A 25,702-nucleotide genomic window follows, 5' to 3' on the forward strand; every position below is an offset into this window, starting at 1 on the left:
AGCACATACTTTTTATATCTCAACAATATAAGCCTAAGCTATAAAGCACCTTATTAAAGTAGTGAGTTATTACTAGCAATAATGCCATTATTATCAGCATAAACAAACATACCAGAATTTAAAGTCAAGTCACCAAAGCTAATTTCAATATCCGTCTGGCCTTCATCGCGGCGAGTAGATTTACGCGGGATACAACCTAGCGCCATGACCCCTATCTCCATCTGCGCCATATCATCTACATCACGAACACAGCCATAGACCACTACACCCGCCCAGCCATTATCTATCGCTGACTGTGCAATCATATCTCCAAGCAAGGCACAACGCATAGAACCGCCGCCATCGACGACCAATACCTTACCTTCACCATTCTTATCTTTGCCATCACTATTCAATAATGATTTTACACGGCTATTATCTTCAAAGCACTTAACAGTCACAATCTCACCGCAGAATTTATCTTTTGCTCCAAAGCTATAAAAAGATTTACCTTCAATATTTGGCAAACATACCTGCGACTCTGGATTGGCATCCAACAGATCACAGGTTACAAAGTTTTCTTTATTCATTGTTGTTGATTCTGACATAGTTATACACTCCTTGTTGATGACTATCAGTTGTTTTACGATTTACTTTTTTACACGGGTCATCGCCAGCATTTGTTTATTTTCGATGATATCAGTAGTACTAGGCTTAGTCTCGGAACGGTATCCACTATACTTGCGACGCTCATAAATATCATGAGCAGTCATTGCCATAGCAATTGCCACGCGTTTGGCAGAAATAGGATGTAGCGGTAATGACTCTGAAATTAAGGGTGAGATGATTTGAAAAGCTTTTTGGCTAATGCTTTCAAGTGGACGACCTTTATGCTTACCCAATAACAATGAAGGACGAAAGATAGCCAATCGCTCGAAATCTAATGCCATAATCGACTGTTCAGTTTCAGCTTTCACTCGGTTATACAAAAACCGACTATCAAGATCAGCGTTCATTGAGGATAGTAAAAAAAAGTTCTTAACCCCTTTGTCATGGCATAGTTTGGCAAAATTCACATTGTAGTCATGATCTACTTTTCTAAATGCCTCATCACTACCTGCCTGTTTTTTAGTTGTACCAAGGCAGCTAAATGCATCCGTCGTTCGATCTGCACCAACATTTGCAAAAATTTCTGCTAAGTTATCAAAGTCACTAACTTGATAAAACCTCATGCTAGCGTTGATATACCGTGGCGGACGCCTTGCAATCACTATTAAAGTATCATAGAGCTCGCTAAGCTGTTTGACAAGATGCTGACCTACCAAACCTGTCGCGCCAATTAAAATTGCTTTTTGCTGCATATCCTATCCATTTTTTCATAATCGTAAAGTGTTATAAAAACTATTTATAATCGTCAAGTCGTATCATCTTGAAATCATAGCGCAGTATCATAACTAAGTTACCCTATAACTGTCGCTACTATCCATGATTTATTGTAAGAGTTTTTATCAAACGCTCGAATATTAGCCGTTTATTTATTCATATTCCACCTTAGATAGGGATTAGTATGGCAATACATACAACTTCTTTACGCTTTGATGGTCAAATATATTGTTCTAAGCGCAATAATTTGCTAAGATGTCCGGCTTTACACGTCATAGCTATTTAATTATTCCAAATGGCCTTGACGCTTGCGATGGCTTATATTTGGCATCGACATCATGTTTGGCGAGACGGCTGCTCGTCACCGATGATTGTTAAACCCATTATTGCAATCAACATTCATATTTTTATCTGTCTTTCATAAAGGAGATACGCGTGGCTAATACTGCACAAGCTCGTAAACGCGCCCGTCAAAACACTAAACGTCGCCAGAATTCAGCGTCACAACGCTCTATGGTTCGTACTTATTTAAAGCGTGTTGATGCGGCAATCGAATCTAAAGATTATGACGCAGCTACCGAAGCTTACAAAAAAGCGGTACCTGTTCTTGATCGTATGGCTGACAAAGGCATTATTCATAAGAATAAATCTGCCCGTCGTAAGAGCCGTCTAAACAAAGCTATCAAAGCTCTCCAAGCTTAAGATCAGCTGCGTTAATAACCGGTTATCAAAAAAACCTTGTCCTAGTGGCAAGGTTTTTTTATGTCTATTCAAAATGTAATGGTTAAAACAGCAACCCAAATATTCATGCTTGTCATTATGTCCACTTTACCTCTGGTGGTAATAATAGTTTGCTAGGATGAAAACCAGCAGCACGGTAGCTGTCCAACAACGTGTTGATCGGACGAACATAAATCTCGCCACGCCATACAAAATAAGCATTAGCCTGCTCGAATGGCTTATCATCAAACCATAAAAATACGCCTTCCATCATTTTTGGCCAATCATTCCAATCAATCTCACTCACATCAAACATTACCGCTAAGAAAGCAGACAGCAACGTATCATGGCTAACAGCTAGCATTAAATGTCCATGCTGTGGCTGGTTTTGATAAAAAAGCGATAAGATATCGAGACCACCTTGATAGGCATTTTTGGTGCCTTCAAGATTCCCTTGCAAGAAGCGATTGATAAAATTGAGCACACCAATCTCTTTAAATACTGCATTAGCAATATCAGGCTCAGTCACTAGACTACCTGGCTCAACCAATAGCGACTGATGGGCTATATCACGCTGTAACCCAGCTCCTTCTTGCATTAGCTGCGCTGTATCAATACAACGCCCGATTGGGCTTGAGATACTATCTACGTCGAGAGAATATGGCAGATGACCTGCTAGCCAACGCCCCCAAGACTTCGCTAATATTCGGCCTTTAGGAGTCAATGGTAGCTGATAGCTGGCAAACCCATTACCATCAGAGCGTTCGCGTAGTGAGTGTCTGGTAAACAAAATCAGGCGTTTGTCAGTAGGCAACAAGCTGACTGAGGATATCATGCTATCAGGCAGATGCGCGGGTGCAGGCGCGCTCATCTTAAGAGGCTTTGTCGTCTCAGACAGCTTGGAATTTGGGGTATCAGGGAGTTTACTCATGGTAGCTAGCGTAGCAGATTTTTGAGCGGTAGTGAACGAAATAACAGCTGACTAGCAATAAAAAACATAGCTAACAATCATCATAATAATCAAGCTTTAAAAGGATTAATGTTCATACTCATGGATACTACAATGAACCAATAACATAATCTAAAGTACTTTAACCAATATCGATTACCTTATCCCACGCAAACTCAATCTCGGTGCTACTGACCTCATTGGGATAAGCACGCGGATTGACAATCACACGTGTATTGCCAATACGATAGTCGAACGCTTCATGAGTATGTCCATGAACCCATAGAATTGGTGCCCAAGATTCATGCATCCAAGCAGAGAAATCACTGACAAATGCAGCATTGCTCGGCAGCGTGGCATACTTCTCAGAAACTGACAATGGGCTAATACTGTGATGACTCATAACAACAGTTTTTTTACCTAGCTGCTGTGCAGTTATTAGTGCTTGCTTTAACCACTGACGCTGCTTTTCATGCAGCTGCATCGATACCTCAGGTGAGAAGAGCTCGCTACCTGCATATATCTGCTTATAATCACGCATAAAACGTTTAGCAACCACCATTGTATCTTCGTTGGCCTGATACTGATAATCCGTCCATAGCGTACACCCTAATATACGTATATCACCGATATCGATATGCTGGCATTGAAGTACTCGTACGCCTTGACCTGACGTTTCGCTATAGTTGTCCCACATAGCGAGCTTTTTATCGAAATGTAGCACATCTTCATTAAAGTACTCATGGTTGCCCGCAATAGTGATTAAAGGCACTTGTAGACGCGTAGCTTGCTCTTGTAACCATGGCATACCACTATCGCTATTGGCAGTGTCGCCCGCCACTAGCACTATGTCTGCATCAGTTTTAGGAATGTGCCCGATAGGGTGTGACTGACGAGCATAACTATCAATGTGTAAGTCACTCAATATCTGTAATTTCATATTATCCAATACTATCCAATAGTTTCAATTCTAAAAATCCAAGAAAACACGCGTAAGCACTACATCTAGCAGACCAAGCGAGTTTGACACAGTTACTTATATCTTTAGAATTGGTATAAGCATAAATCAAGGTAGTGTAGCACTTTTCCATCTACCAGCAAAAAGTAAAAAAGACAGCTTTTCAGCTGTCCTTTTTATTATTTCTTAAAAGTAAATAAAGTATTTATACAGTAATAAAAACCTTAAATACCTTTTATTATCGCTTGTAGTTTAGCAGCAGGATCTGGCGCTTGAGTGATTGAACGACCAATAACCAGATAATCTGATCCATCGCTTAGAGCTTGTTTCGGAGTACAAATACGCTGCTGATCGTCTGCGCTATCTTCAGGCAACCGAATACCTGGAGTAACCAATTTAAAGTCAGTGCCACACAGGGTTTTCAGAGCTTTTGCTTCCTGTGCTGAACAAACTACTCCGTCAAGACCAGCTTGCTGAGTAAGTTTTGCTAATCGACTCACTTGATCATCTAAATCATCAGCGATACCAATCTGTACTAGGTTGTCTTTGCTCATAGAAGTGAGCACCGTTACCGCAATTAGCAACGTTTTATAATTACCTGCTAACAGACGTTCCTTTGCTAAAGACATCGCTTCTAAACCTGCACTTGCATGGACATTAACCATCCATACACCAAGCTCAGCTGCTGCTAACACAGCTTGTGCGGTAGTATTAGGAATATCATGGAACTTAAGATCTAAAAACACTTCAAACTGGCGTTGATGTAAAGCTTCTACAATCGAAGGACCGCAACGCGTAAACAACTCTTTACCTACCTTTAACCGACATAACGTTGGATCTAGTTTATCGGCCAACGCTAACGCTGCATCTACAGTCATATTATCCAAAGCAACAATGACTGGAGAAGTTATCACATTGTTATTCATAATTGTGCCATTTTATATCGGAGTTATTAAAGCATCATATTTTTATACAAATCAATATCAGATTACTCATCAATCGAGTTAATCTCGCTTACGTTTAGTAAGCATAGTTTCATCATCAAGGGTATTAGTTACTTCGTCTTGTACTTGGCCTGTATTTGCTCCATAGACAGCTTCTTCTACCGTTGGAGCATTTGCTTGACGATCGATAACAACATTAGCCTGTGTCACTTGTTCTTGCAAATTAGCATTCAACTTTTGCAAACGTGAGATTTCCCATTTGTTTTGTAATACACGGAAAATCAATAGCGCCAATAACATGCCAATTACGATACCCAGTATTAAGCAAAGTATCAGCAGTAATCCCAAATTCATCGTAGGTGCTTGCGAAAATAGTAGATTTACCCCGATTTCAGTATTATTTGCTAATACCAAACCAAGCGCATAAGCAAAGCTTAAAAATAGTAGGACAAACAATAAAAAGCGCATGATACATATACCTCAATAGTAGATAGAAATATCTGCTCAATAACAGCAAATAATATTATGGTAAATAATAGAGATAATAATTGCTTATGATAAATCATAAACAACTATCATTTTATACCTATTCTGTTAATTACCACCCTGTATTGACTATGATGCTACTTTATCGTTGACTGCTTCACGTAGTGCTTTACCAGGCTTAAAATGTGGAATAGCTTTAGCAGGTACAGGTACACTTTCACCTGTCTTTGGATTGCGTCCCATACGAGCTCTTCTATGGTGCAAACAGAAACTACCAAAACCACGAACCTCAACACGGCCATCATTCGCCAAAGTATCTACCATTAGGTTTAGTATTTCTCGTACTGCATCATCAACGACCATTTCAGTCATGGTGTCACAGCTCACACTCAAATTACTAATAAAGTCGGACTTATTAATCGCTTGTTGCATTGTTACACTTGCCTTATTAATTTATGGTCATCATCTTGATTATATGAGTAAAGTATTAGATATTTGCTAACTAAGGTACTAGCTACCATTGGATTCACAACTTAACGCTAATTGCGAAACATAATATCTAAACCAACTCCCTCATTTAAAAGTTACTAATATAATGTCAAAATCTGTTTCGAGTAGCGTACTTCAAAAAATTATAATATAGACAGTCATAGTTTAAATCTCTATGACATATTAGATTACTGGTAGTAGTTTACATTTCGTTACTCAGAGTTGCAAATAATAGCGGAATTTATTAGCAATGAAAATGAAATTATAACTATTTATAAGTAGTGATAAAAATTAAATAAAAAAAAGCGACCGAAGTCGCTTTCTTTTTATGCTACTAATATATCAAAAGCGTGCAGCTTACTGCATTTGCTCTTTAATCAAGTCACCAATAGTTTTTGGCTGTGCATCAGAACCTGGAGTAGCAGTAGTGCTCGTGCTACCAAGATCTTTAATCGCTTGACGCTCTTCAGCTTCGTCTTTCGCTTTGATAGACAAGTTAATGTTGCGTGTTTTGCGATCGACACTGATGATTTTCGCTTCAACATCATCACCAACAGTTAGATGCTTAGTAGCATCTTCAACGCGGTCACGTTGAATCTCAGAGGCACGTAGGTAAGCTTCAACTTCATCAGCAAGCTCGATAGTAGCGCCTTTAGCATCTACTTCTTTCACTTTACCATTAACGATAGCACCACGGTCATTGTTGACTAGGTATTCGTTGAATGGATCAGAGCTTAACTGCTTCACGCCTAGGCTGATACGGTTAGCTTCTGCATCTACTGACAATACCATTGCTTCAACGGTGTCGCCTTTATTGTAGTTACGGATAGCGTCTTCGCCAGTTTCGTTCCAAGAGATATCAGATAGATGAACAAGACCATCAATACCACCGTCTAGACCGATAAAGATACCGAAGTCAGTGATAGATTTAATCGTACCAGTGATTTTATCACCGCGCTCATGTTTCTTGTCAAACTCATCCCATGGATTAGCTAGAGTCTGTTTGATACCTAGGCTGATACGGCGACGTTCTTCATCGATATCAAGAATCATTACTTCAACTTCATCACCCACTTGAACGACTTTTGATGGATGGATGTTTTTGTTGGTATGATCCATTTCTGATACGTGTACTAGACCTTCAATACCTTCAGAAATCTCAGCGAAACAACCATAATCAGTCAAGTTAGTAACGCGTGCTTTAACCACACTACCTACTGGGTATGTGCCGCCAACGTTATCCCAAGGATCAGTACCAAGTTGTTTTAGACCTAGGCTTACGCGATTACGCTCACGGTCAAACTTCAATACTTTAACTTTTAGGTCTTGACCCACTTCAACAACTTCTGATGGGTGCTTAATACGGCGCCATGCCATATCAGTGATGTGCAATAGACCATCAATACCACCAAGGTCAACGAATGCACCGTAATCAGTAAGGTTCTTAACGATACCTTCGATTTCGATACCTTCTTCAAGCTTGTTCAATAGCTCTTCGCGCTCAGCTGAGTTTTCAGCTTCCATAACTGCACGACGACTTACCACAACGTTGTTACGTTTTTGGTCAAGTTTGATAACTTTGAATTCTAGCTCTTTACCTTCAAGATGCGTAGTGTCACGGATAGGACGTACGTCTACCAATGAACCTGGTAAAAATGCGCGTACTGAACCGATATCTACAGTGAAACCGCCTTTAACTTTACTTGAGATAATACCTTTTACGATCTCATCATTGTCAGAGATTTTTTCAAGGATATTCCAAGTTTCAACGCGTTTGGCTTTTTCGCGTGACAGTAAGGTTTGACCCATACCGTTATCAACTGCTTCAACCACGACATCAACGCTATCGCCAACTTCAACTTCAAGTTCGCCTTCTTCGCTTAAAAACTCTTCACGAGCGACAATACCTTCAGATTTCAGACCAGTATCAACAGTGATCCAGTCGTTATCGATGGCCACAACAGTACCAGTGATAACCGAGCCACGCTCGATATCCAGACCTGTTTCTTCGATGCTCGCTTCAAATAGTTCAGCAAATGATTCCATTATGTCTACCTTTGTATAGCCGTAGCCTGTCCAGCACAGTACGGATCAAATTTATGATTACATAAAACGAGAATACTGGTTTTATATCTTATACAATCATATAAAAAAACGTTTGTTGATAATAAGCGAATTATTTGGCGAACTCATTAGCAACAACTGTCTCACATTAAGATTTTTTATATCTACTATAGACGTATATGTATTATTAAACGATTTCTACAAATAGAATTCTAAAATCTATAGATTTTTACTACTATGATTTTATACTAAAACCACACCTTATAGCAAAGTTTTTGGCACTTACTATGTTGTTTTTATTATCTATTAAAACAAATACCTTTATCCTGACAATGTTTCTTAACTTTCTCGTAAACCATATTAGCATCTAAGGATGAGCTATCGAGTAGCAATGCATCTTCTGCTGGTTTTGATGGTGCAGTTGCGCGGTTTTCATCACGATCATCACGGGCTTTAATCGTGGCTAAAATCGCTTCAAAATCTGCTGTTTGACCAGCGCTTAGTAGCTGAGTGACACGGCGCTCGGCACGCGCTTCAGCACTGGCAGTCAAAAACACTTTTACATCAGCATCTGGGAACACCACTGTACCCATATCGCGACCATCAGCAACCAACCCTGAACGAGTTGCCATATCTTGTTGCAATTTTAACAATGCTTGACGAACTTTCGGAAATATTGCTATTTGTGATGCATAGCCTCCAATGGTCTCGTTACGGACTTGTTCACCGACCGCCTCACCATTGACAAGAATATCGACACGCCCTGAATTATTATTAGGTACAAAAGCAATCTCTAAGCTTTGAGTCAACGCTAATACAGCCATCTCATCAATGGCTTCGCTTGCATCTGCACTAATCAATCCCGCCTCAAAAGCCTTCAGTCCTACAATACGATATAAAGCACCTGAGTCTAACAACTGATAATCTAACGCTTGTGCTAATCGCCATGTTACCGTGCCTTTACCTGCACCGCTTGGCCCATCAATACAAATGACAGGATAGCTCAACGGCTGCATTTGGCTACTATTGTTAGCATTAGGTGTAGAGACAGTCATAACACTCACTTAATAATAGACGCTACTTATGTAATAGCAACCTAGGACATTATTTACTTATTTATCAGACGATTGACAACAGATTAACTGGTTAGCCATCAAATAGGGCAATATTATAGCAAAGAAACCACACTATCACCAAGACTCATATCTTGTTTATTATTAATATTGTGCTTGATTTTTTTCATTACTTGTCGACGCTCACGGAAAAAGCGCTTAAGCATCTGACTACTATGTGCTCGACATAAACCATTGTGCACTTTAATATTATGATTATAAAAAGACTGTATCGGTAAATTCATTTGACTACCAACCATGCCAGCGCGTGGCTCGCTCGTTGCGTATATCAGCCTATCAACACGTGCATGAATCAGCGCACCAATACACATCGTGCAAGGCTCTAAAGTCACGTACAGTGTGGTCTGAAGTGGCAAACGATAATTTTTTAAACGCGTACAGGCATCTCTTAGTGCTACTATCTCAGCATGTGCAGTCACATCATGGCGACCAATTGGCTCATTGAATCCCTGCCCAATAATTCGCTGATCATGCACTAGAACTGCTCCTACTGGCACCTCTCCACGCTCAGCACCTTGCTTAGCAATTCTAAGAGCCTCCTGCATCCATTTAACGTCTTGGATTGACCAAAACGTACTGGTTGCAAGTTGGATATCAGCGAATTTATTAGCTATTAACTGGCTATCTATTAAGTCATAAGACTGTAAATTCATATTCTGGTAATTTATCATTTATTGTGGCAACTGCCAGTCAATCGGCGCTTGACCGTACTGTACTAAATAATCATTGGTCTTAGAAAACGGCTTAGAACCAAAAAATCCACCGCGATTGGCTGCAAGAGGTGAAGGATGTACTGCTGTCAAAATAAGATGTTTGTCAGTGTCTATATATTTACCTTTTTTCTGTGCTTTACTACCCCACAATATAAATACGGTATGCTCTGTTTGTTCATTGACCACATCAATGACAGCATCAGTAAACTGCTCCCAGCCTTTATTTTGATGACTGTTTGGCTCACCTTCTCTGACTGTTAGGGAACTATTTAACAATAGAACACCCTGCTGCGCCCAATAGGTCAAATCGCCATGTGCCGAGTAACTAGTACCGATATCATCTGCCATCTCTTTAAGTAGGTTGTTAAGAGAAGGTGGTTTAGGAATTGCTTTCGGTACAGAAAATGATAACCCCATTGCCTGACCTGGACGGTGATAAGGATCCTGTCCTAAAATAACGACTTTAACTCGTGATAAAGGCGTTAAGTTAAAAGCATTGAACATCAAAGGAGCAGGTGGATATACACTATCATCTGATTGATAAGACTCCTTTAGAAACTCACGTAGATTATCCATATTCTCAGACGTTAATTCATCTGCTAACGCAGTTTTCCAGTCTTCTGGTAGACGGACATTGTCTAAAATTGCCTGTTTTTGCTCTGCTGTTTTGGTCGTCTGTTCACTGAACAGTTCCATAATGTATCCTTTTTTTATTCGTTATCAGTTAGATAAAAGATAGGCAGTAATATTCCAAAACTCATCTTAAAATCTATACTAGCAAAATGTTATGTTCGCTTTGTTATAAAGTATAGCAATAGCATAAACGAAAATCATAAAAAAACGGCTACCGAAGTAACCGTTTTTTGATTTAGAAGTAGAAGGTAATTAGCTTGCTAGGGACTCAGAGTCTGAACGTGGTTCATGGATTTCAACGACAGTCAGTATAATCCGGCTATCTGCTGATCCTTTATCACTTTGCATGTTGCCACTTGGCACGCTACTACTTTGCGTAGCTTCATTCTTGTCAAGCGAAACACTATCAGCAGCGGTATCTAGCTCATCATTTTGTTCTGGTTCTAGGGTTATATGTACCACCCCGCCATTAACCAAATCACCAAATAAAATCATATTTGCCAATGGTTTTTTAATCTCATCTTGGATTAAACGCTGCATCGGACGCGCGCCCATCAGACGGTCATAACCTTTTTCAGCCAAATAATCACGTACCTCGTCATCAATCTCTAAGGTAACCTGTTTGTCATCAAGCTGTACTTGTAACTCTACTAAGAACTTATCAACGACAGAAATAACTACCGATGTATCTAATGGATTAAATTGAATAATTGCATCCAAACGGTTGCGGAATTCAGGCGTAAAGACTCGTTTCAATGCTTCAGTATTGTCACGGCTATGATCTTGCTGGGTAAAGCCCATAGATGAGCGACTAATACTATCTGCACCCACGTTGGTAGTCATAATAACGATAACTTGCTTAAAACTAGCCACACGACCATTATTATCAGTTAACGTACCATGATCCATAACTTGTAACAATAAATTGAAAACATCAGGATGCGCTTTTTCAATCTCATCAAATAGCAACACACAATGCGGATGCTGATTAATCTTCTCAGTAAGTAAACCGCCTTGGTCATAACCGACATAGCCTGGAGGCGCGCCAATTAGACGTGAAGCAGTATGCGCTTCCATATACTCTGACATATCGAAACGTACAAGCTCTACTCCTAATAGATTTGCTAGTTGACGCGACACTTCTGTCTTACCAACCCCTGTAGGCCCTGCAAACATGAATGAGCCGATAGGTTTTTCTGGAGCTTTCAAACCTGCTCGCGAAAGCTTAATTGCATCTGCAAGTGTCGCAATAGCTTCATCTTGTCCAAATACTAAGTGCTTAAGATCGCGATCTAAATGCTCAAGAATACTCTTATCATCGCTGGAAACTGATTTGGGCGGAATACGTGCAAGCTTCGCTACAATAGCTTCAATATCAGCAACATCAATTTTCATCGGTGGCTTTTTATTGTTAGCAGTTTGCAAATCTTCATAGTTCTTAGACTGATCATTTGCTTTAGCTGCGGCTGCCTCATCCTGCATTTCATTATCAATATCAGCATTATCAGTATCGATACTTTCATAATCTTGATCACCGATATTTTTATCTAAATCAGCAATTAAACTGTCTTCTGCATTGATATCGTCCGCATCTGGAATAACCCCTAGACGCTTATAGGCACCAGCTTCATCGATAACATCAATCGCTTTGTCTGGTAAAAAACGTTCATGAATATGCTTAGACGATAGCTGTACTGCAGTTACTAGCGCCTCATCAGTATATTCAACGTTATGGAACTCTTCATAGCGTGGTTTGAGACCGCGTAAAATATCGATACTATCCTCGACACTCGGCTCTTTTACATCGATTTTTTGGAAGCGACGTGATAACGCATGATCCTTTTCAAACACTTGACGATATTCAGTAAAGGTCGTCGAACCCACACAGCGCAACTCGCCGTTTGCAAGAGCCGGTTTAATCAGATTTGACACATCCATATTGCTGCTCATTGATGAACCTGCACCAATAATCATATGAATCTCGTCAATGAATAAGATAGCATTAGGTTTTTTCTTAAGTGCATCGAGTAGCGATTTCATACGTTTTTCAAAATCACCACGATACTTAGTACCTGCTATCAGGGCACCAATATCAAGGCTATAAATCACGCAGCCGTTTAACGGTTTTGGTGCTTTATCATTGATAATTAGCCACGCCAAACCTTCAGCAATAGAGGTTTTACCGACTCCTGGCTCACCTACTAATAGCGGATTGTTTTTGCGGCGACGACATAGTACTTGTGCGGTGCGCTCAATCTCAGAAGCACGGCCAATCAATGGATCAGTCTTGCCTTCTGCCGCACGCTGATTAAGGTTGCTCGCAAACTCTACTAACGGATCTTTGCTAGTCTTCTCTGAGGCACTGCGTCGCTCTCCAGTAATAGAAGCACGTGGCTCAGATGGCTCATCTTTATCTTGTCCATGTGAGAGATATTGAGTAAGCTCCAAGCGGCTAATACCTTGCTTTTTGAGCAAGTAGACAGCATAGGTATCATGCTCAGAAAACATAGATACTAAAATATCTGAGCCTTCAACCAAACGGCCTCCACCGATGGACTGAACATGAAAAATAGCGCGCTGCAAGATACGATCAAAACTTTGGGTAGGCTGTGGTGATTGCTCCATATCTACATCTATCGTAGGCGTGTGCTTATCAATATAAGCTTCAAGCTCCGTACGTAGATTTGAAACATTTGCATTGCAGGCAGTTAAGGTATTAGCAGCATGCGTGTTCTCAAGAAGGGCTAATAATAAATGCTCAACAGTGAGATACTCATGTGATTTTTGGCGCGCAAGCGTCATTGCCAAACGCAAAGAGACTTCAAGGTGACGACTTAACATAAGAAATTCCTACGGTTATACAACTCTTTATAATAATTTAATAGCTTAATTGATAAATCAGGGCGACAAAGGGATTGTTCAAGGTCAAAACATGATAGTTATCAAAAGACATTGGCTATAATACAATTGCAACCACATTTAGCATCAGCACTTATTCATCTCAACATGATAGTTACATATAGTCAATCTATTAACACGTACTAAAATGTATCAAAGGGTATAATTATCAGGATTCATGCATTATAAGCTTCACTTTATACATAAGAGCACGTACTACGCAATCCAGATAGCTCTACTTATAATATCAATCAAGCTGAAAATGACGATAAATTAAGGATAGGTTTTGATAAGGAACATTGCTAATAATTAGTTTTTGAATCAAAAAACCAAAGTAAAAAAGACGGGAAAACGACGTCCTAGATTATCAAATCAAAAACGTTTAGAAGTAAGATAAGATTAATATTAACGGAATATAATGATTTAAGTAGATGAAGTGACAAGGTAAACAAAATTTATCGATAAGCCTTATATAAGGCTATCATTATTAAAAATCAAGAGTAGAGGGATTATATTGGATACGAATATAGGTGTGAGTTTGACTTATTATCTGGATATTAGTTTATAAGATGGATAATTTCATTCGCCTTGATGAGGTTCAATTTGAGTAAGCAATGGATAGCCTTCACGGTGAGCCAAGCTATTTACTTTTTTGGCTTTAGTTTCAGCGATATCTTTAGGGTAAATACCGGCAATACCTTTACTGCTATTATGAATGGTCAGCATGATTTCAACCGCTGAGTCGATGTTATGGCGGAACTCCGACTGTAAAACATATACAACGAATTCCATCGGAGTATAATTATCGTTATACATAACCACAGCATACATTGGTGGCTTGGCTACTTCAGGCTCTGCAACCAAAACGTCTGCCTGTGGAGCTGTCTCGCTGTCAGTATCACCATCTTGAGCACGGTGATCGGCTGGGATACTTGGAAAATGCCAGTCAACAACAGTAGGTTGTGGGTGCGCTATTATTTGTTTTTTAGTCATAATAAAGGTAGTTTCAATAGAGAGTTTAGTATAAGAATAATTGATATAGACTAAATAGTAGGTTATAAAGAAATAAGATAATTAGGAAGAGTTAGTCAATATAAACTCTACCTAAAAACTGTTTTATAATAGTCGTGTGTAACCTGTTTATGGCTCAATAGGACTTTGATCAACCTCTGGTAAGTCCATTAATGATAATGGCATACTATCTACCATAGCACCGAGCTTCCAGTCATATAGTTGCTCGACTTGCTGATCACCTGCTTCTAAGCTGAGCTTAACTTGTAACGGTTTAAACCCTGTAGGCATCACAAAACGACCGCGAATACGAACAATTCCTTCAATAGCATAACGTGCAGGATCTAATGGAACCTCGACAAAGTTATCTTTATTTTGTAGAGTCAACGTAACCTTAAGATTTTTGGCGAGACCATCCTCACTAAGCATCCCTACATCAAAACCATATTCGAAGGCATTTTCGGGTAACGGTTCAATTTTTGCACCTAATATCTGTAAAGGCATGCCTCCTTGTTCAGCGATAAATTCGGCATATAAGTCATTCAACTGCGAGACTTGTCTGTTATCGACCTTCAAGTCTTGTTGCTTTTGACGTAGCTCATCTAAATTTGCTAGGCTAATGGTAAGCTCTTGCTTAGCTGTCTCTACTTGGTTAGTCAAGACTTTATGACTAATGCGTAGATCTTTGAGCTCATTAGTAGCTTCCTGACTATTGATAGTCGCTTGCTGAGTTTCTGACTTTAAAGCGTAATAACCGCGTTGATAGCCAAGCTTGTGCCCTAGTAAAATAGCAACTATCGCGGTCACCAGTATAGCTACCACGAATAATGCCAGCAGCCATGTTGATGTGCCTTGTTGTCTAATGCCAATGCCTTTATTATATTTTATATGGTCATTCCTATTTATTAATGGCTGTACCGTATCATCAGAAACAGATTGACAAGATACAAATGCAGACGCGTGACACGATGATCGTGCTGGCTGGGAGCGCAAGCGGGGGGCATTCTTAACACGCATCTGGACAATATCTCTTAACAGTAAAGGCGAGATATTATAACGGAATTTAAAGTCAATACCTAGCATAGCGCTGTAAGCGTGATGACTTAATAGTAAAGTTTCTGTGATAAGTCAGCACTACATTCCGTATAAATATCTCTTTTAACTTTGAAGCTTTATATTTTACGGTACAATCGGTGCAGCGTTTAACCCTAATGTCTCATCAAGCCCAAACATTACGTTCATATTTTGTATTGCCTGTCCTGCTGCGCCTTTTACGAGGTTATCTTGTACTACTAGCACAGTTAACTCTCCGCGTGCATTATCTTGATGTATGGCTATACGCAAACGATTGCTAGCACGTACACTACGCGTATCAGGATAGATGCCGCGTGGTAAAACATCCACAAAGGCTTCCTCTGTATAGCTAGTCTCAAACTCTTGCTGCCAGTCCACGCTACTACCAGCTTCTGTTAGCACCATATGAATAGAGCTAAACATACCACGAATCATTGGCACTAAGTGGGGTAAAAAGCGAATCTGCTGCGAGAATTGACTACCCAATAATTGCTCAACGCCTTGTTCAATTTCAGGTAAATGACGGTGTCCGCCAACGCCATAAGCCTTAAAATTATCAGTCGTTTCGGCATAATTTAGTGCAAGGCTTGCTTGACGACCAGCACCTGATACTCCAGATTTAGCGTCGATGACGATACGTGATTCAATCAATCGTGTTGCTTTTTTATTTTGTATCTCAATAATGGGTTTTAATCCTAGGATGGCTGTGGTCGGGTAACAACCAGGGTTGCCTACAATTGATGCCGCCGCAAGCTTATCACGATTAAGCTCAGGGAGCCCATATACTGCCGTCTTAAGCAGCTCAGGGCAGGCATGAGACTGCTGATACCAATGCTCGAAATCTGCTAATGATTGTAAGCGAAAATCAGCTGCTAAATCGACAACCTTCACACCAGCTTGAACTAATGCTTCAGCTTGCTTCATCGCTACCCCATGTGGCGTAGCAAAAAACACTACATCACATTTTTGCAAAGCAGATAGCGTATCATCTCCTAAGTCGCTAAAGACAAGATCAGAGATACCACGTAAGCTTGGAAATATCTCGTCCGCCCGTGTTCCTGCCTCATTTCGCGACGTTAACAAATCAATGGACACCTTAGGATGTGCTGATAGCAAGCGAATAAGCTCGATACCTGTATAGCCTGTACCGCCAACAATAGCTGCTGAAATCATAAGATATCCTTCTAATAGTTAGTCATTAAATATTACACTTACTAAGCTTTAGATTAATTGAAGTTAAAAGCTCTGTTTATTCTGAGGCTTGTACTTAGATTAATAACGCTTAAATTTGGTAATCATGTACGGCGTCAATAAATATTTTAGCATTGTCAGGATTAACCCACTGAGTGATGCCGTGACCTAAGTTTGCCACGTAACCTGTCTTTTCACCACCAATATAAGCACTGTCAAGCATGGCGTTTACTTCAGAGCGAATAGTCGCAGGTGAGCCGTACAACGTCGCTGGATCTAAGTTACCTTGGATGGCTTTACTGCTCTGGAGCTTCTTATGCTGTTTGGTCAACCGACGCTGGCTTTCAATCAACACTTGACGAGCACGATTAATCGGCATTGTCCAGTCTAAGCCTAAAGCATCAGCCTCACTATCAGCTTGGATATCAAGCCAGAGGCCACCGCCCTTGGTGAACAATACGACTGGCACATCAGGATGACGTATTTTCAATTCTGCAACGATACGCTTATTATAGGCGTGTGAAAAATTAACGAACTGACGATGCCCGAGCGCCCCGCCCCAACTATCAAATATCTGTAAAATTTGGGCCCCAGCAATGACTTGCGCATCTAGATAATCAATTACAGCAGTTGCTAGCTTATCTAATAACTGATGTAAAAACTCAGGATTGCTATACAAAAAACCTTTAGTATAACGATAATCTTTTGAGCTACCGCCTTCAATCATATAAGTAGCAAGCGTCCACGGACTACCAGAAAAACCAAATAACGGTACTTGTCCATTTAAAGCTTTACGAATACTAGTCACAGCGCGCATGACGTAATCAAGAGAGTCATTCACATCAAGCGTTGGCAATCTATCAAGATCTGACTGTTGACGGATAGGATGTTTAAATTTAGGCCCTTCCCCAGTCTCAAAATATAAACCTAAACCCATGGCATCTGGAATAGTCAGAATATCACTAAATAAGATAGCAGCGTCTAAATCATAACGACGCAATGGCTGCAAGGTCACTTCTGTCGCCCGATCCGTATCTCTACACAGACTCATAAAGTCCCCAGCCTCGGCACGAGTTGCCTTATATTCTGGTAAATAACGACCAGCTTGACGCATCATCCATACCGGTGTGGTATCTATAGGCTCAAAGCGTAATGCGCGTAACAATCTGTCATTTTTTAAGGGCGCAAAATCTTGCTGAGGTGTGTTAATACTATTTGAGGCACTCATGCACAAATCTCCAAAAGAGTACGATATTCATTGTTATCATTATTAAAAATGAAGAAAAATTAAGCTTGAAAATATATAAATCAAATACAGGTTACTATCAATTATTAGCAAATATGAACGTATACATAGTTAATGCCATAAAGAAAGAATCTAATATGGCATTAGTTTTAAAAAATAACGATGCTTACGACTATCTAGTAATCTTAGGCAATAGTGAGTGTTTTTCATAGACCAGCTATGTATCCGTACCACTTTAAGCCATCTATCTACTTTTGATAGATAACATCACATGGATAGTGCTAAATTATCACGATGTACCATTACTACACGCTCTTCCTTATTACCGAGAATTCTATCAAATTGCTCAGTACGCTCACGGGCGACACGGCGTGCATCATTAGATGAGAAGTTCATTTGCCCAACTGCTAAACGCTCGCCTGTATCTTGGTGAACGATTTCTACTACATCGCCTTCATCAAAATCACCACGCACTTCTACCACACCGACTGGCAATAAGCTTCTATTATGCTCTGTCAGCGCTTTGGCAGCACCAGCATCAACAATGAGAGTGCCTGACATGCGCAAATGCGCTGCTAACCACTGCTTACGCGCAATAATCTTATCAGCATCGTTAGTCGTTAATAGTGTACCGACTGCTTCACCAGATACCACGCGAGTAATGACATCATCAATCGCACCGCTCACGATAACGGTTGGGCAGCCGCCCATTGCCGCAAGACGACCAGCACGAATTTTGGTTAGCATTCCGCCACGTCCAAGCTTGCCACCATCTCCTGCAATGTCAAAGAGATAATCTGCCATTGCACGCTCTTGACGTATCATTTTAGCGTTAGGGTTATTGCGCGGATTATCAGTAAATACGCCTTCTTGATCCGTTAAGATAATATATAAGTCGGCATTGACCATAGCCGCTGACATCGCGCCTAAAGTATCATTATCACCAAACTTGATCTCATCAATAGTGATGGTGTCATTTTCATTAATTACTGGCAGCACACGCCATTCTAATAATTGGGTTAACGCGCCAGTCGTATTTAAATAACGGCTACGATTAGACAAGTCATCATGGGTTAACAATAGCTGAGAGCTTTGTATGCCATGTTGAATTAGTGCTGACCACCAAGTTTCAATCAAACCCATCTGACCAATAGAAGCGCAGGCCTGTAATGCCGCCAATTTTTTTGGGCGCTCCTCAAGGTTCATACGTACTACGCCTTCAGCAACTGCACCTGATGACACCAGTAGTACTTCCACTCCTTGTTTATGCAGATTAGCAATCTGTTTAGCCCACTCATAAATAGCAGTTCGATCAAGCCCTCGACCATTATTGGTTAACAATGATGAGCCAATCTTGACAATAACGCGCTGAATATCAAAGTTGCGGTCCTGTTTGATGAACCTTGCTTCTTCGGTCGTTTGTTCCATGTCATCTGCCATAAAAACTCCTGTATATTGTGGGGATTGATTTAAAAGATTAATAGGCAACCTGTTCTTTTGTAATATGAGGAACTGATTAAAGATCACAAATAATAATAACAAATTTGTATAATGGTTAGCAGAGGATGCTAGTCGTCATTACGGCTAGCATTTCTTTGTTTCTAATATGCGGCTTGTTATGTCGCTACATTTTAGATGGGCGATTTAAGGGGTATAGATTACTTCGACACCGTCATCATCGTCAAAATCGTCATCTGCCAGATCAGTACCTTCGCGCTGAGCTTTACGAGCAGCACGATAAGCTTCACGTTGTGCATCAGTATTGCGACGCACTTCTGCCTCTAAACGCTCAAAGCGCGCTTTTTGTGCTTCAGCAAAGGCAGGCTCTTCAATTTCTCGTTCACGTTCTAGCTCAATCTCGTTCATCAAATGATATTTGACTGGATCTACGCCATCACCAGTTAACGTTGAAGTGCGAAATACCACGCCTGTCCAGCCAAGCTCGGAGACGATACGGTCACACAGCTCATTCAACTCTTCTTCATCAACCACTTGATCGGTTTTATTTAAAACTAAAATCTGTGGAAGATTGGCCAATTCAGGAGAAAAACGCTCAAGCTCGTTTAGAATGATACGAGCATTATTAATAGGGTCACTACCGTCAAGAGGTTGAATATCAACGATGTGCAGTAAACGACGGGTACGTGCCACATGTTTTAAGAAGCGAATGCCAAGACCTGCACCTTCTGATGCACCTTCGATAAGCCCTGGAATATCAGCCATCACGAACGAGCGATGTATACCAATATCAACCACACCTAGATTGGGTACTAAAGTCGTAAATGGATAATCAGCAACTTTAGGTGTAGCTGAAGATACTTGACGAATGAAAGTAGATTTACCGGCATTAGGTAGACCAATCAACCCAACATCAGCTACAACTTTCAGTTCAAGCTTTAATATTTTCAACTCGCCTTCAAAGCCTGAAGTTGCCTTACGCGGTGCTTGGTTAGTTGAGCTTTTAAAATGTGTGTTACCTAGGCCACCATCACCGCCTTTAGCGATTAATAACGTCTGACCTATTTCGGTCATATCGCCGATGACTTCATCAGTTTCGGTATCAATAACGGTAGTACCAATAGGAACTGACAAAAATACATCTTCAGAGCCTTTACCTGAGCAGTTTCTACTATGACCATTCTCACCGCGCATCGCATCGTAGCGACGAGTATAACGATAATCGACTAGAGTGTTGGTGTTGTCGTCAGCAATGACATATACATCACCGCCACTACCACCATCACCACCATCAGGACCACCACGCGGGACGTACTTTTCTCGGCGAAAACTGGCGATTCCGTTACCACCGTCACCTGCTTTTACCGTTACGACGGCTTCATCAATAAATCGCATGTTACGTTCCTTAATTTACTTTCTGGATTACAGTCATTGACTGATTTTATATTTGTGCTTACAAGGTGTCTGTATGCTTGTCTAGGTTGCTACTCATCTGTCTACTAGTCTGTTTATCGATTAGTTATCAAATTCATGCTTAATGACCTAAATTAACTTCAAGATACGCTTACCATAAAGCAAGTGTGTTATGAATTCAAACTAGATACTGGTTAGCAAAGCTTTTATCGTCATATTATAAAGGTATTAGAAATTTTTTATAACTCTTAGAACCACTATGCGAGCTATTATAGCAACAACACCCGATAACCAAATGGAATATCGGGTGTTGTTTTACATTAAGGACATTCCAATTACGCAACAATGTACTTATAAAAAGCGGCTCAATAAAAGCTTAACTTAATATTGACAAGTTTTACGCAGGAATTTGCGTATAGCTAATGCCGCCCATTTGAGTCGCTAAGCGTAATACTTGGGTGCTATAGCCGACTTCATTGTCATACCAGATGTACACAGTGGCATGGTTATCAGTAACGATAGTAGCTTGCGCATCTACAATTCCGACATGCTTAGTACCAACAAAGTCAGTTGATACCGCTTCTGTCGAATCGGTATATGAAATCTGCGATTGCCAAGTGTTGCTGTTGGCCATCTTACGCAAGAACTCGTTTAGTGCATCCGCACTCTTTGGTGCTTGTTTTAAGTTTAGGTTCAAAATCGCCAAACTAACATTAGGCGTAGGTACACGGATAGCATTACCAGTCAGTTTACCACTAAGCTCTGGTAGCGCTTTGCCCACCGCTTTAGCAGCGCCAGTACTAGTAATAACCATATTTAGTACAGCGCTACGACCACGACGATCAGCTTTGTGATAGTTATCAATTAAGTTCTGATCATTGGTAAATGAGTGAATCGTTTCAACATGACCGTTCTCAATACCGTATTCATCGTTTAATACTTTTAACGTTGGGGTAATAGCATTAGTCGTACAGCTAGCAGCACTGACAATAGTGTCATCGCCAACAGTATCGTTATTAACACCATAAACGACGTTTTTAATCTCACCACCAGCAGGAGCAGTCAATAGCACCTTGTTTACGCCTTGAGATTGCAGATGTTTACCTAGACCCGCTTCATCTTTCCATATACCTGTATTATCGATTACTAACGCATTGTCGATACCATAGGCAGTGTAATCAATCTCACTTGGATCATTAGCATAAATAACTTGGACAAAACGGCCGTTAATAACCATACCGTTGTTGTCATCATCAATACTGACGCCACCGGTAAAGCTACCATGGATTGAGTCACGCTCAAGTAGTGACGCACGCTTGGCAAGATCACCTGCAGCAGCTGGACGTACGACGATAGCTTTTAGTTGTAAGCCTCTTGCGCTTGATGCTTGCGATAACAACAGACGTGTCAACACACGGCCTATACGACCAAAGCCATACAACACTACATCAGTAGTACCATTTTGTGCAGCTTTATCATCACCAATGGCTTGCAGAGCATCTTGCAAATCGGTGTCATTAGCAATCAGTTGACCGACATCCACACGTGCGGATTGAATGTCACCACTGGTTGCTAACGCTTTGACCATCTCTAAAGTATCAGCAATAGCGATAGGCTTGCCATTCTGCTCACGAATTGCAGCTTTTTGATGCAGTGCTAGCACTTGACCCACTGAAGTTGTGTCAAGAGTCTCACCGAACAAGGTAACTTGCACGTCTTGCTCGTTATATAGTTTATTTAACAATCCAATCAGCTCAATAGCTTGTTGTTCTTGATTGTTATAGCTGTTTAGACGGTCTTGATGCAATTGGCGTAAGGTATTAGCTTGGCTCACGAGGAACATCCTTATGGTCAGTAAAATATAGTTGGTGGGATATGAAAAATTATAGAAGTACTAAAAAATATAAAGAACTGGGTTAATCGTTACTTAGATAAGATTGCTACTTATAACTACTTATTTATAACCGCTTTTTTATGTAAGTTTGTAGCCTCTCTGGCAGTCTTTATCTTGGCTTTTAATTGGTGTGTATTTTAGCTCAAAATGCCTAATTTTGCCAGTGATAACGCTTATTGCTAACGTTTGACCTTGTTAATCTGTTGTTTTTGACAAAAATCATATTTGTAAGTATAAAAAAGACAGCCTATCTAGCTGTCTCTTCGATTATTTGTTAATTCAAATTTGCAACCAGTACCAAACTCTTAATAGGTAAGCTGCTAGCTATCATGGCCTAATACGAGGTTAAATTATTAAAAGTTAAGGTACTAGATTAACCGTTTGATTACGGTGATCAGTCAGTTTAAATTCTTTTAAGTTATATCCTTGCTGCTGAGCAATCTTACGATAGTTCGAATAAGTCTCTTGCGAAACATTTGGTGAACGTGCCAGCAACCATAAATACTTTTTGTCTGGTGTACCGACTAGTGCTGTTTTATAACTCGGGTCATGTGCTAGCACCCAATAATCTGCACGGCCTACAGGTAACCAACGAATCCATGAAGGTAAAAAAGTAACTTTAAGCTTACTGCCTGTACTGTCCGCAGGCTTTGCCAATCCTTCAGCAGTAATAGATTTGCCATCTTCAGCAGAACATTGATTAAGTACAATAATACCAGAGCCTTTAGTTTTTGGCGTATAAGTAGCAGTCACATCACTGGCACACTTTCGTTGGAAGTACATCGGCAAGCGTCCAATTTCATACCATGTTCCGCTATATTTTGCTAAGTCTAGACTATCTACAGTAGTTGGTTCAGTAGCTGAATTATGAACGATAGAAGATGACTTGATATCTATGAGCGCCGCTGTCGTTTTTTCAGTATTTACTGTATCTGTACCTGCCGCTTGAATAGTTGTCGCTGGTGGCATGGCAGCGTAAGCAGAAAATGCTGCCAATGGAACAATAATTGCCAGCGCAATTCCAGTATGTTTGATAAGACCATTCATAAATACGCGCTCCGGAACTTCGCTACATTGAGCAGCTGCGACTAGTAATGTATCATTTTTAGAAAGCTTTTTATTTTCGCTACTATCTATAGAGGCATGGAGCGATGCTGCCCTAGGTTCGTTCGAGCCATATACTTTGGTTGATGCTAAGCCTTTACTTTTCTTATAACGGCTTTTTTTTATCGATGTAATGTCAGCAATATGATCTGAACACTCGTCGGCAGAGTCGTCGTCTATCGATATCTCTTCGCTTAAGAACATGTGCACAGCCTTATCATTGTAGTTAGCATCATTACTGGCGCAACTGGTATTACCGACTACTTTTGTTTTGTCGCCCGTCAAATAATTATAACTTGATTGGTGAGTCCGTCCAGACTGAGAACCAGCTGCCTGCAAGTCAGAGCATTCTGGCGTAGGTAACTCATTGGTTTTCATAAAAATACCATCGAGGTTTATAGGTTAGAATCTTGTTTATCGAAAAATTTTATCTATAAAATAATATAGAATATTAGAAATATAGAGTTCTTTAATATCTAGTTAAAATAGAATGAGTATTGTGTGTCTAATACTGTTACTTTTTACTTAGCGCCCTATACTTTCATATGCAATATTAACGACATGATTGATCTTAAAACAGTGTGGCAATGTAGGAAAACGCAACGGTTTGTAAGTAATATTATTCTAATCTGAAAAACCGAACACATAGTAACTCGTATGTAAAAGCATTATCGAGATTTGCAATCAATAGCTCATCAAATAATAGCCAGTCTTTTTATTACTTTGAAGCTTTTATCATAATATTACAAAAACTGTCGAATGCCAGCTATGCTGGTTGCTCCATAGTGCGTTGCTTGTTCCAATAGAGTTGGTGACAATCCACCTAGGCCAATGACAGGCATATCCGCAAGCACTGCCAATGCTGACCATTCCTTCCAACCCAGTGGCGTAGCATTAGAATGCGTTTGAGTTGCTAGTACTGGCGATAAAAAAATACCGATTACTGGAGGCAGCTGTTGCTCTAAACGTGCAGAGGCAAGCTTATTGGCTGCATAGATACTGTCTGCATCATGACAACTTATTATCAGTGAATGACTAGGAGGTAATAACTGACCAGATACAGAGTTATTTTCAACTGCATTGAACCATTGTATCAATGCAGTATGCGTCAAATGGTAAGCTATTATTTGATGACTAGTTGTCAAGTAATGACAATCATCATTATGAGGCATAATTGAGAAGATATCTGGACGTGAACGCATCAGTTGCTCTGCCATATTCTCTGAGCTTGCATACTTGACCCGTATATATACCCAAGCTTCTTCAGCTAAGTGTTTTTGATGAAACTGTAACCATGCTGCCGCTGGGTCAGGGTTTGTACTAAAGTGTGCCAGTGGATAGGTAATCACTATCTTTGAATGCAGACGTAGCCATTCAAGAATCGTTTTATTAGCAGCTGGCAAGTTATAGTTCCCTGCCAATAGCTCAGACTTATTTACCCATGTCAGAGCCTGCCCTTCTAAGCCGTAGCTAAAAGGTTTGTATTTTTCGTACTGCTGTGTTGTCAGCTCGATATTATAAACCTGTAAGCTTACCTGCTTATCACCATAATCATGATGTAAGCGCCCAAGCTTAACGATTGTGTTGTCAGAAATTTCAATACCCGTCTCTTCAGCGACTTCACGTATTAATGCCTGTTTCGCCGTTTCCTTGTTGTCTATCTTGCCGCCAACAAACTCATAGCGATTGCCTTGATGCTGCAACGCATCTCTAAACCCAAGCAAATATTTGTCTTTATAATGAATGACGGCGATAGCGACATTTACGATGGTTACTGGAATATTTTTTGATTGCTTATCTGACTGGTTTGGCATGGTAATGTCCTTTATTACTGTTCTTATATTGGTTTTTTTATCACCGCTCTGTTTCATTATTTTACAAAGATTAGGGTGTAAGGCTGACGTTAATTTAAGAAGCTGTTTAATCTACTCGAAATCTTACTCAAAACTTCCTTGATGATTA

Annotated in this window: 22 protein-coding genes; 1 reads left to right on the forward strand and 21 read right to left on the reverse strand. The window is 40.2% G+C overall.

Annotated features, from left to right (window positions below; translation table 11 throughout):
• Positions 1-53: 53 nt before the first annotated feature.
• Both rraA and AK825_RS08555 read right to left on the reverse strand, forming a co-directional pair.
• The gene (gene rraA / locus AK825_RS08550; RefSeq protein WP_227514156.1) at positions 54-569 is read right to left on the reverse strand and encodes a ribonuclease E activity regulator RraA; all 516 of its coding nucleotides are present in this window, start codon (positions 567-569) and stop codon (positions 54-56) included.
• 60 nt (positions 570-629) lie between these two features.
• Complete coding sequence (locus AK825_RS08555) at positions 630-1,340, reverse strand: NAD-dependent epimerase/dehydratase family protein (protein WP_068036281.1); 711 nt, start codon at positions 1,338-1,340, stop codon at positions 630-632.
• 457 nt (positions 1,341-1,797) lie between these two features.
• Between AK825_RS08555 and rpsT the strand changes: the two genes are divergently transcribed.
• A complete protein-coding gene (gene rpsT / locus AK825_RS08560; protein ID WP_058369082.1) occupies positions 1,798-2,064 on the forward strand; it encodes a 30S ribosomal protein S20 in 267 nt (88 codons plus the stop codon).
• Between the two features lie 115 nt (positions 2,065-2,179).
• Here the strand turns inward: rpsT and AK825_RS08565 are convergent, their stop codons facing one another.
• From AK825_RS08565 to AK825_RS08655, 19 genes are all read right to left on the reverse strand, one after another.
• Complete coding sequence (locus tag AK825_RS08565; protein ID WP_068036283.1) at positions 2,180-3,013, reverse strand: histidine phosphatase family protein; 834 nt, start codon at positions 3,011-3,013, stop codon at positions 2,180-2,182.
• A 160-nt stretch (positions 3,014-3,173) separates the two neighbouring features.
• The gene (locus AK825_RS08570) at positions 3,174-3,971 is read right to left on the reverse strand and encodes a metallophosphoesterase (protein WP_068036285.1); all 798 of its coding nucleotides are present in this window, start codon (positions 3,969-3,971) and stop codon (positions 3,174-3,176) included.
• Between the two features lie 242 nt (positions 3,972-4,213).
• Positions 4,214-4,915, reverse strand: coding sequence for an orotidine-5'-phosphate decarboxylase (pyrF, locus tag AK825_RS08575; RefSeq protein WP_068036287.1), 702 nt, complete (start codon positions 4,913-4,915; stop codon positions 4,214-4,216).
• Positions 4,916-4,993: 78 nt separating this feature from the next.
• Positions 4,994-5,401 carry a lipopolysaccharide assembly protein LapA domain-containing protein gene (locus AK825_RS08580; protein ID WP_068036289.1) on the reverse strand — a complete coding sequence of 136 codons (408 nt, stop codon included), beginning with the start codon at positions 5,399-5,401 and terminating at the stop codon, positions 4,994-4,996.
• 147 nt (positions 5,402-5,548) lie between these two features.
• Complete coding sequence (locus AK825_RS08585; protein WP_068036291.1) at positions 5,549-5,851, reverse strand: integration host factor subunit beta; 303 nt, start codon at positions 5,849-5,851, stop codon at positions 5,549-5,551.
• Between the two features lie 414 nt (positions 5,852-6,265).
• Positions 6,266-7,957, reverse strand: a complete 1,692-nt coding sequence (rpsA, locus tag AK825_RS08590; protein WP_203226536.1) for a 30S ribosomal protein S1 — start codon at positions 7,955-7,957, stop codon at positions 6,266-6,268.
• Between the two features lie 314 nt (positions 7,958-8,271).
• A complete protein-coding gene (gene cmk / locus AK825_RS08595) occupies positions 8,272-9,027 on the reverse strand; it encodes a (d)CMP kinase (RefSeq protein WP_068036295.1) in 756 nt (251 codons plus the stop codon).
• Positions 9,028-9,140: 113 nt separating this feature from the next.
• A complete protein-coding gene (gene tadA, locus AK825_RS08600; RefSeq protein WP_227514041.1) occupies positions 9,141-9,758 on the reverse strand; it encodes a tRNA adenosine(34) deaminase TadA in 618 nt (205 codons plus the stop codon).
• 18 nt (positions 9,759-9,776) lie between these two features.
• The gene (locus tag AK825_RS08605; RefSeq protein WP_068036297.1) at positions 9,777-10,514 is read right to left on the reverse strand and encodes a uracil-DNA glycosylase; all 738 of its coding nucleotides are present in this window, start codon (positions 10,512-10,514) and stop codon (positions 9,777-9,779) included.
• Between the two features lie 189 nt (positions 10,515-10,703).
• Positions 10,704-13,292, reverse strand: a complete 2,589-nt coding sequence (clpA, locus tag AK825_RS08610) for an ATP-dependent Clp protease ATP-binding subunit ClpA (RefSeq protein ID WP_068036298.1) — start codon at positions 13,290-13,292, stop codon at positions 10,704-10,706.
• A 636-nt stretch (positions 13,293-13,928) separates the two neighbouring features.
• Positions 13,929-14,342, reverse strand: a complete 414-nt coding sequence (locus AK825_RS08615) for an ATP-dependent Clp protease adaptor ClpS (RefSeq protein WP_068036300.1) — start codon at positions 14,340-14,342, stop codon at positions 13,929-13,931.
• A gap of 147 nt (positions 14,343-14,489) precedes the next feature.
• A complete protein-coding gene (locus AK825_RS08620) occupies positions 14,490-15,377 on the reverse strand; it encodes a hypothetical protein (RefSeq protein WP_068039252.1) in 888 nt (295 codons plus the stop codon).
• Positions 15,378-15,539: 162 nt separating this feature from the next.
• The gene (gene argC, locus AK825_RS08625; RefSeq protein WP_068036302.1) at positions 15,540-16,607 is read right to left on the reverse strand and encodes an N-acetyl-gamma-glutamyl-phosphate reductase; all 1,068 of its coding nucleotides are present in this window, start codon (positions 16,605-16,607) and stop codon (positions 15,540-15,542) included.
• Between the two features lie 109 nt (positions 16,608-16,716).
• The gene (hemE, locus tag AK825_RS08630; protein ID WP_068036304.1) at positions 16,717-17,853 is read right to left on the reverse strand and encodes a uroporphyrinogen decarboxylase; all 1,137 of its coding nucleotides are present in this window, start codon (positions 17,851-17,853) and stop codon (positions 16,717-16,719) included.
• A 285-nt stretch (positions 17,854-18,138) separates the two neighbouring features.
• Positions 18,139-19,311 carry a glutamate 5-kinase gene (gene proB / locus AK825_RS08635; RefSeq protein WP_068036306.1) on the reverse strand — a complete coding sequence of 391 codons (1,173 nt, stop codon included), beginning with the start codon at positions 19,309-19,311 and terminating at the stop codon, positions 18,139-18,141.
• Between the two features lie 204 nt (positions 19,312-19,515).
• Complete coding sequence (gene cgtA / locus AK825_RS08640) at positions 19,516-20,724, reverse strand: Obg family GTPase CgtA (RefSeq protein WP_068036307.1); 1,209 nt, start codon at positions 20,722-20,724, stop codon at positions 19,516-19,518.
• A gap of 415 nt (positions 20,725-21,139) precedes the next feature.
• A complete protein-coding gene (locus AK825_RS08645) occupies positions 21,140-22,585 on the reverse strand; it encodes a glyceraldehyde-3-phosphate dehydrogenase (RefSeq protein WP_068036310.1) in 1,446 nt (481 codons plus the stop codon).
• Positions 22,586-22,996: 411 nt separating this feature from the next.
• Positions 22,997-24,118 (reverse strand): lipocalin family protein, encoded by a 1,122-nt coding sequence (locus AK825_RS08650; protein ID WP_068036312.1) that lies wholly within the window; start codon positions 24,116-24,118, stop codon positions 22,997-22,999.
• Positions 24,119-24,483: 365 nt separating this feature from the next.
• The gene (locus AK825_RS08655; RefSeq protein WP_068036314.1) at positions 24,484-25,554 is read right to left on the reverse strand and encodes an NUDIX domain-containing protein; all 1,071 of its coding nucleotides are present in this window, start codon (positions 25,552-25,554) and stop codon (positions 24,484-24,486) included.
• Between the last annotated feature and the right edge of the window lie 148 nt (positions 25,555-25,702).

The sequence above is a fragment of the Psychrobacter sp. P11G5 genome (assembly GCF_001593305.1).
GTDB lineage: Bacteria > Pseudomonadota > Gammaproteobacteria > Pseudomonadales > Moraxellaceae > Psychrobacter.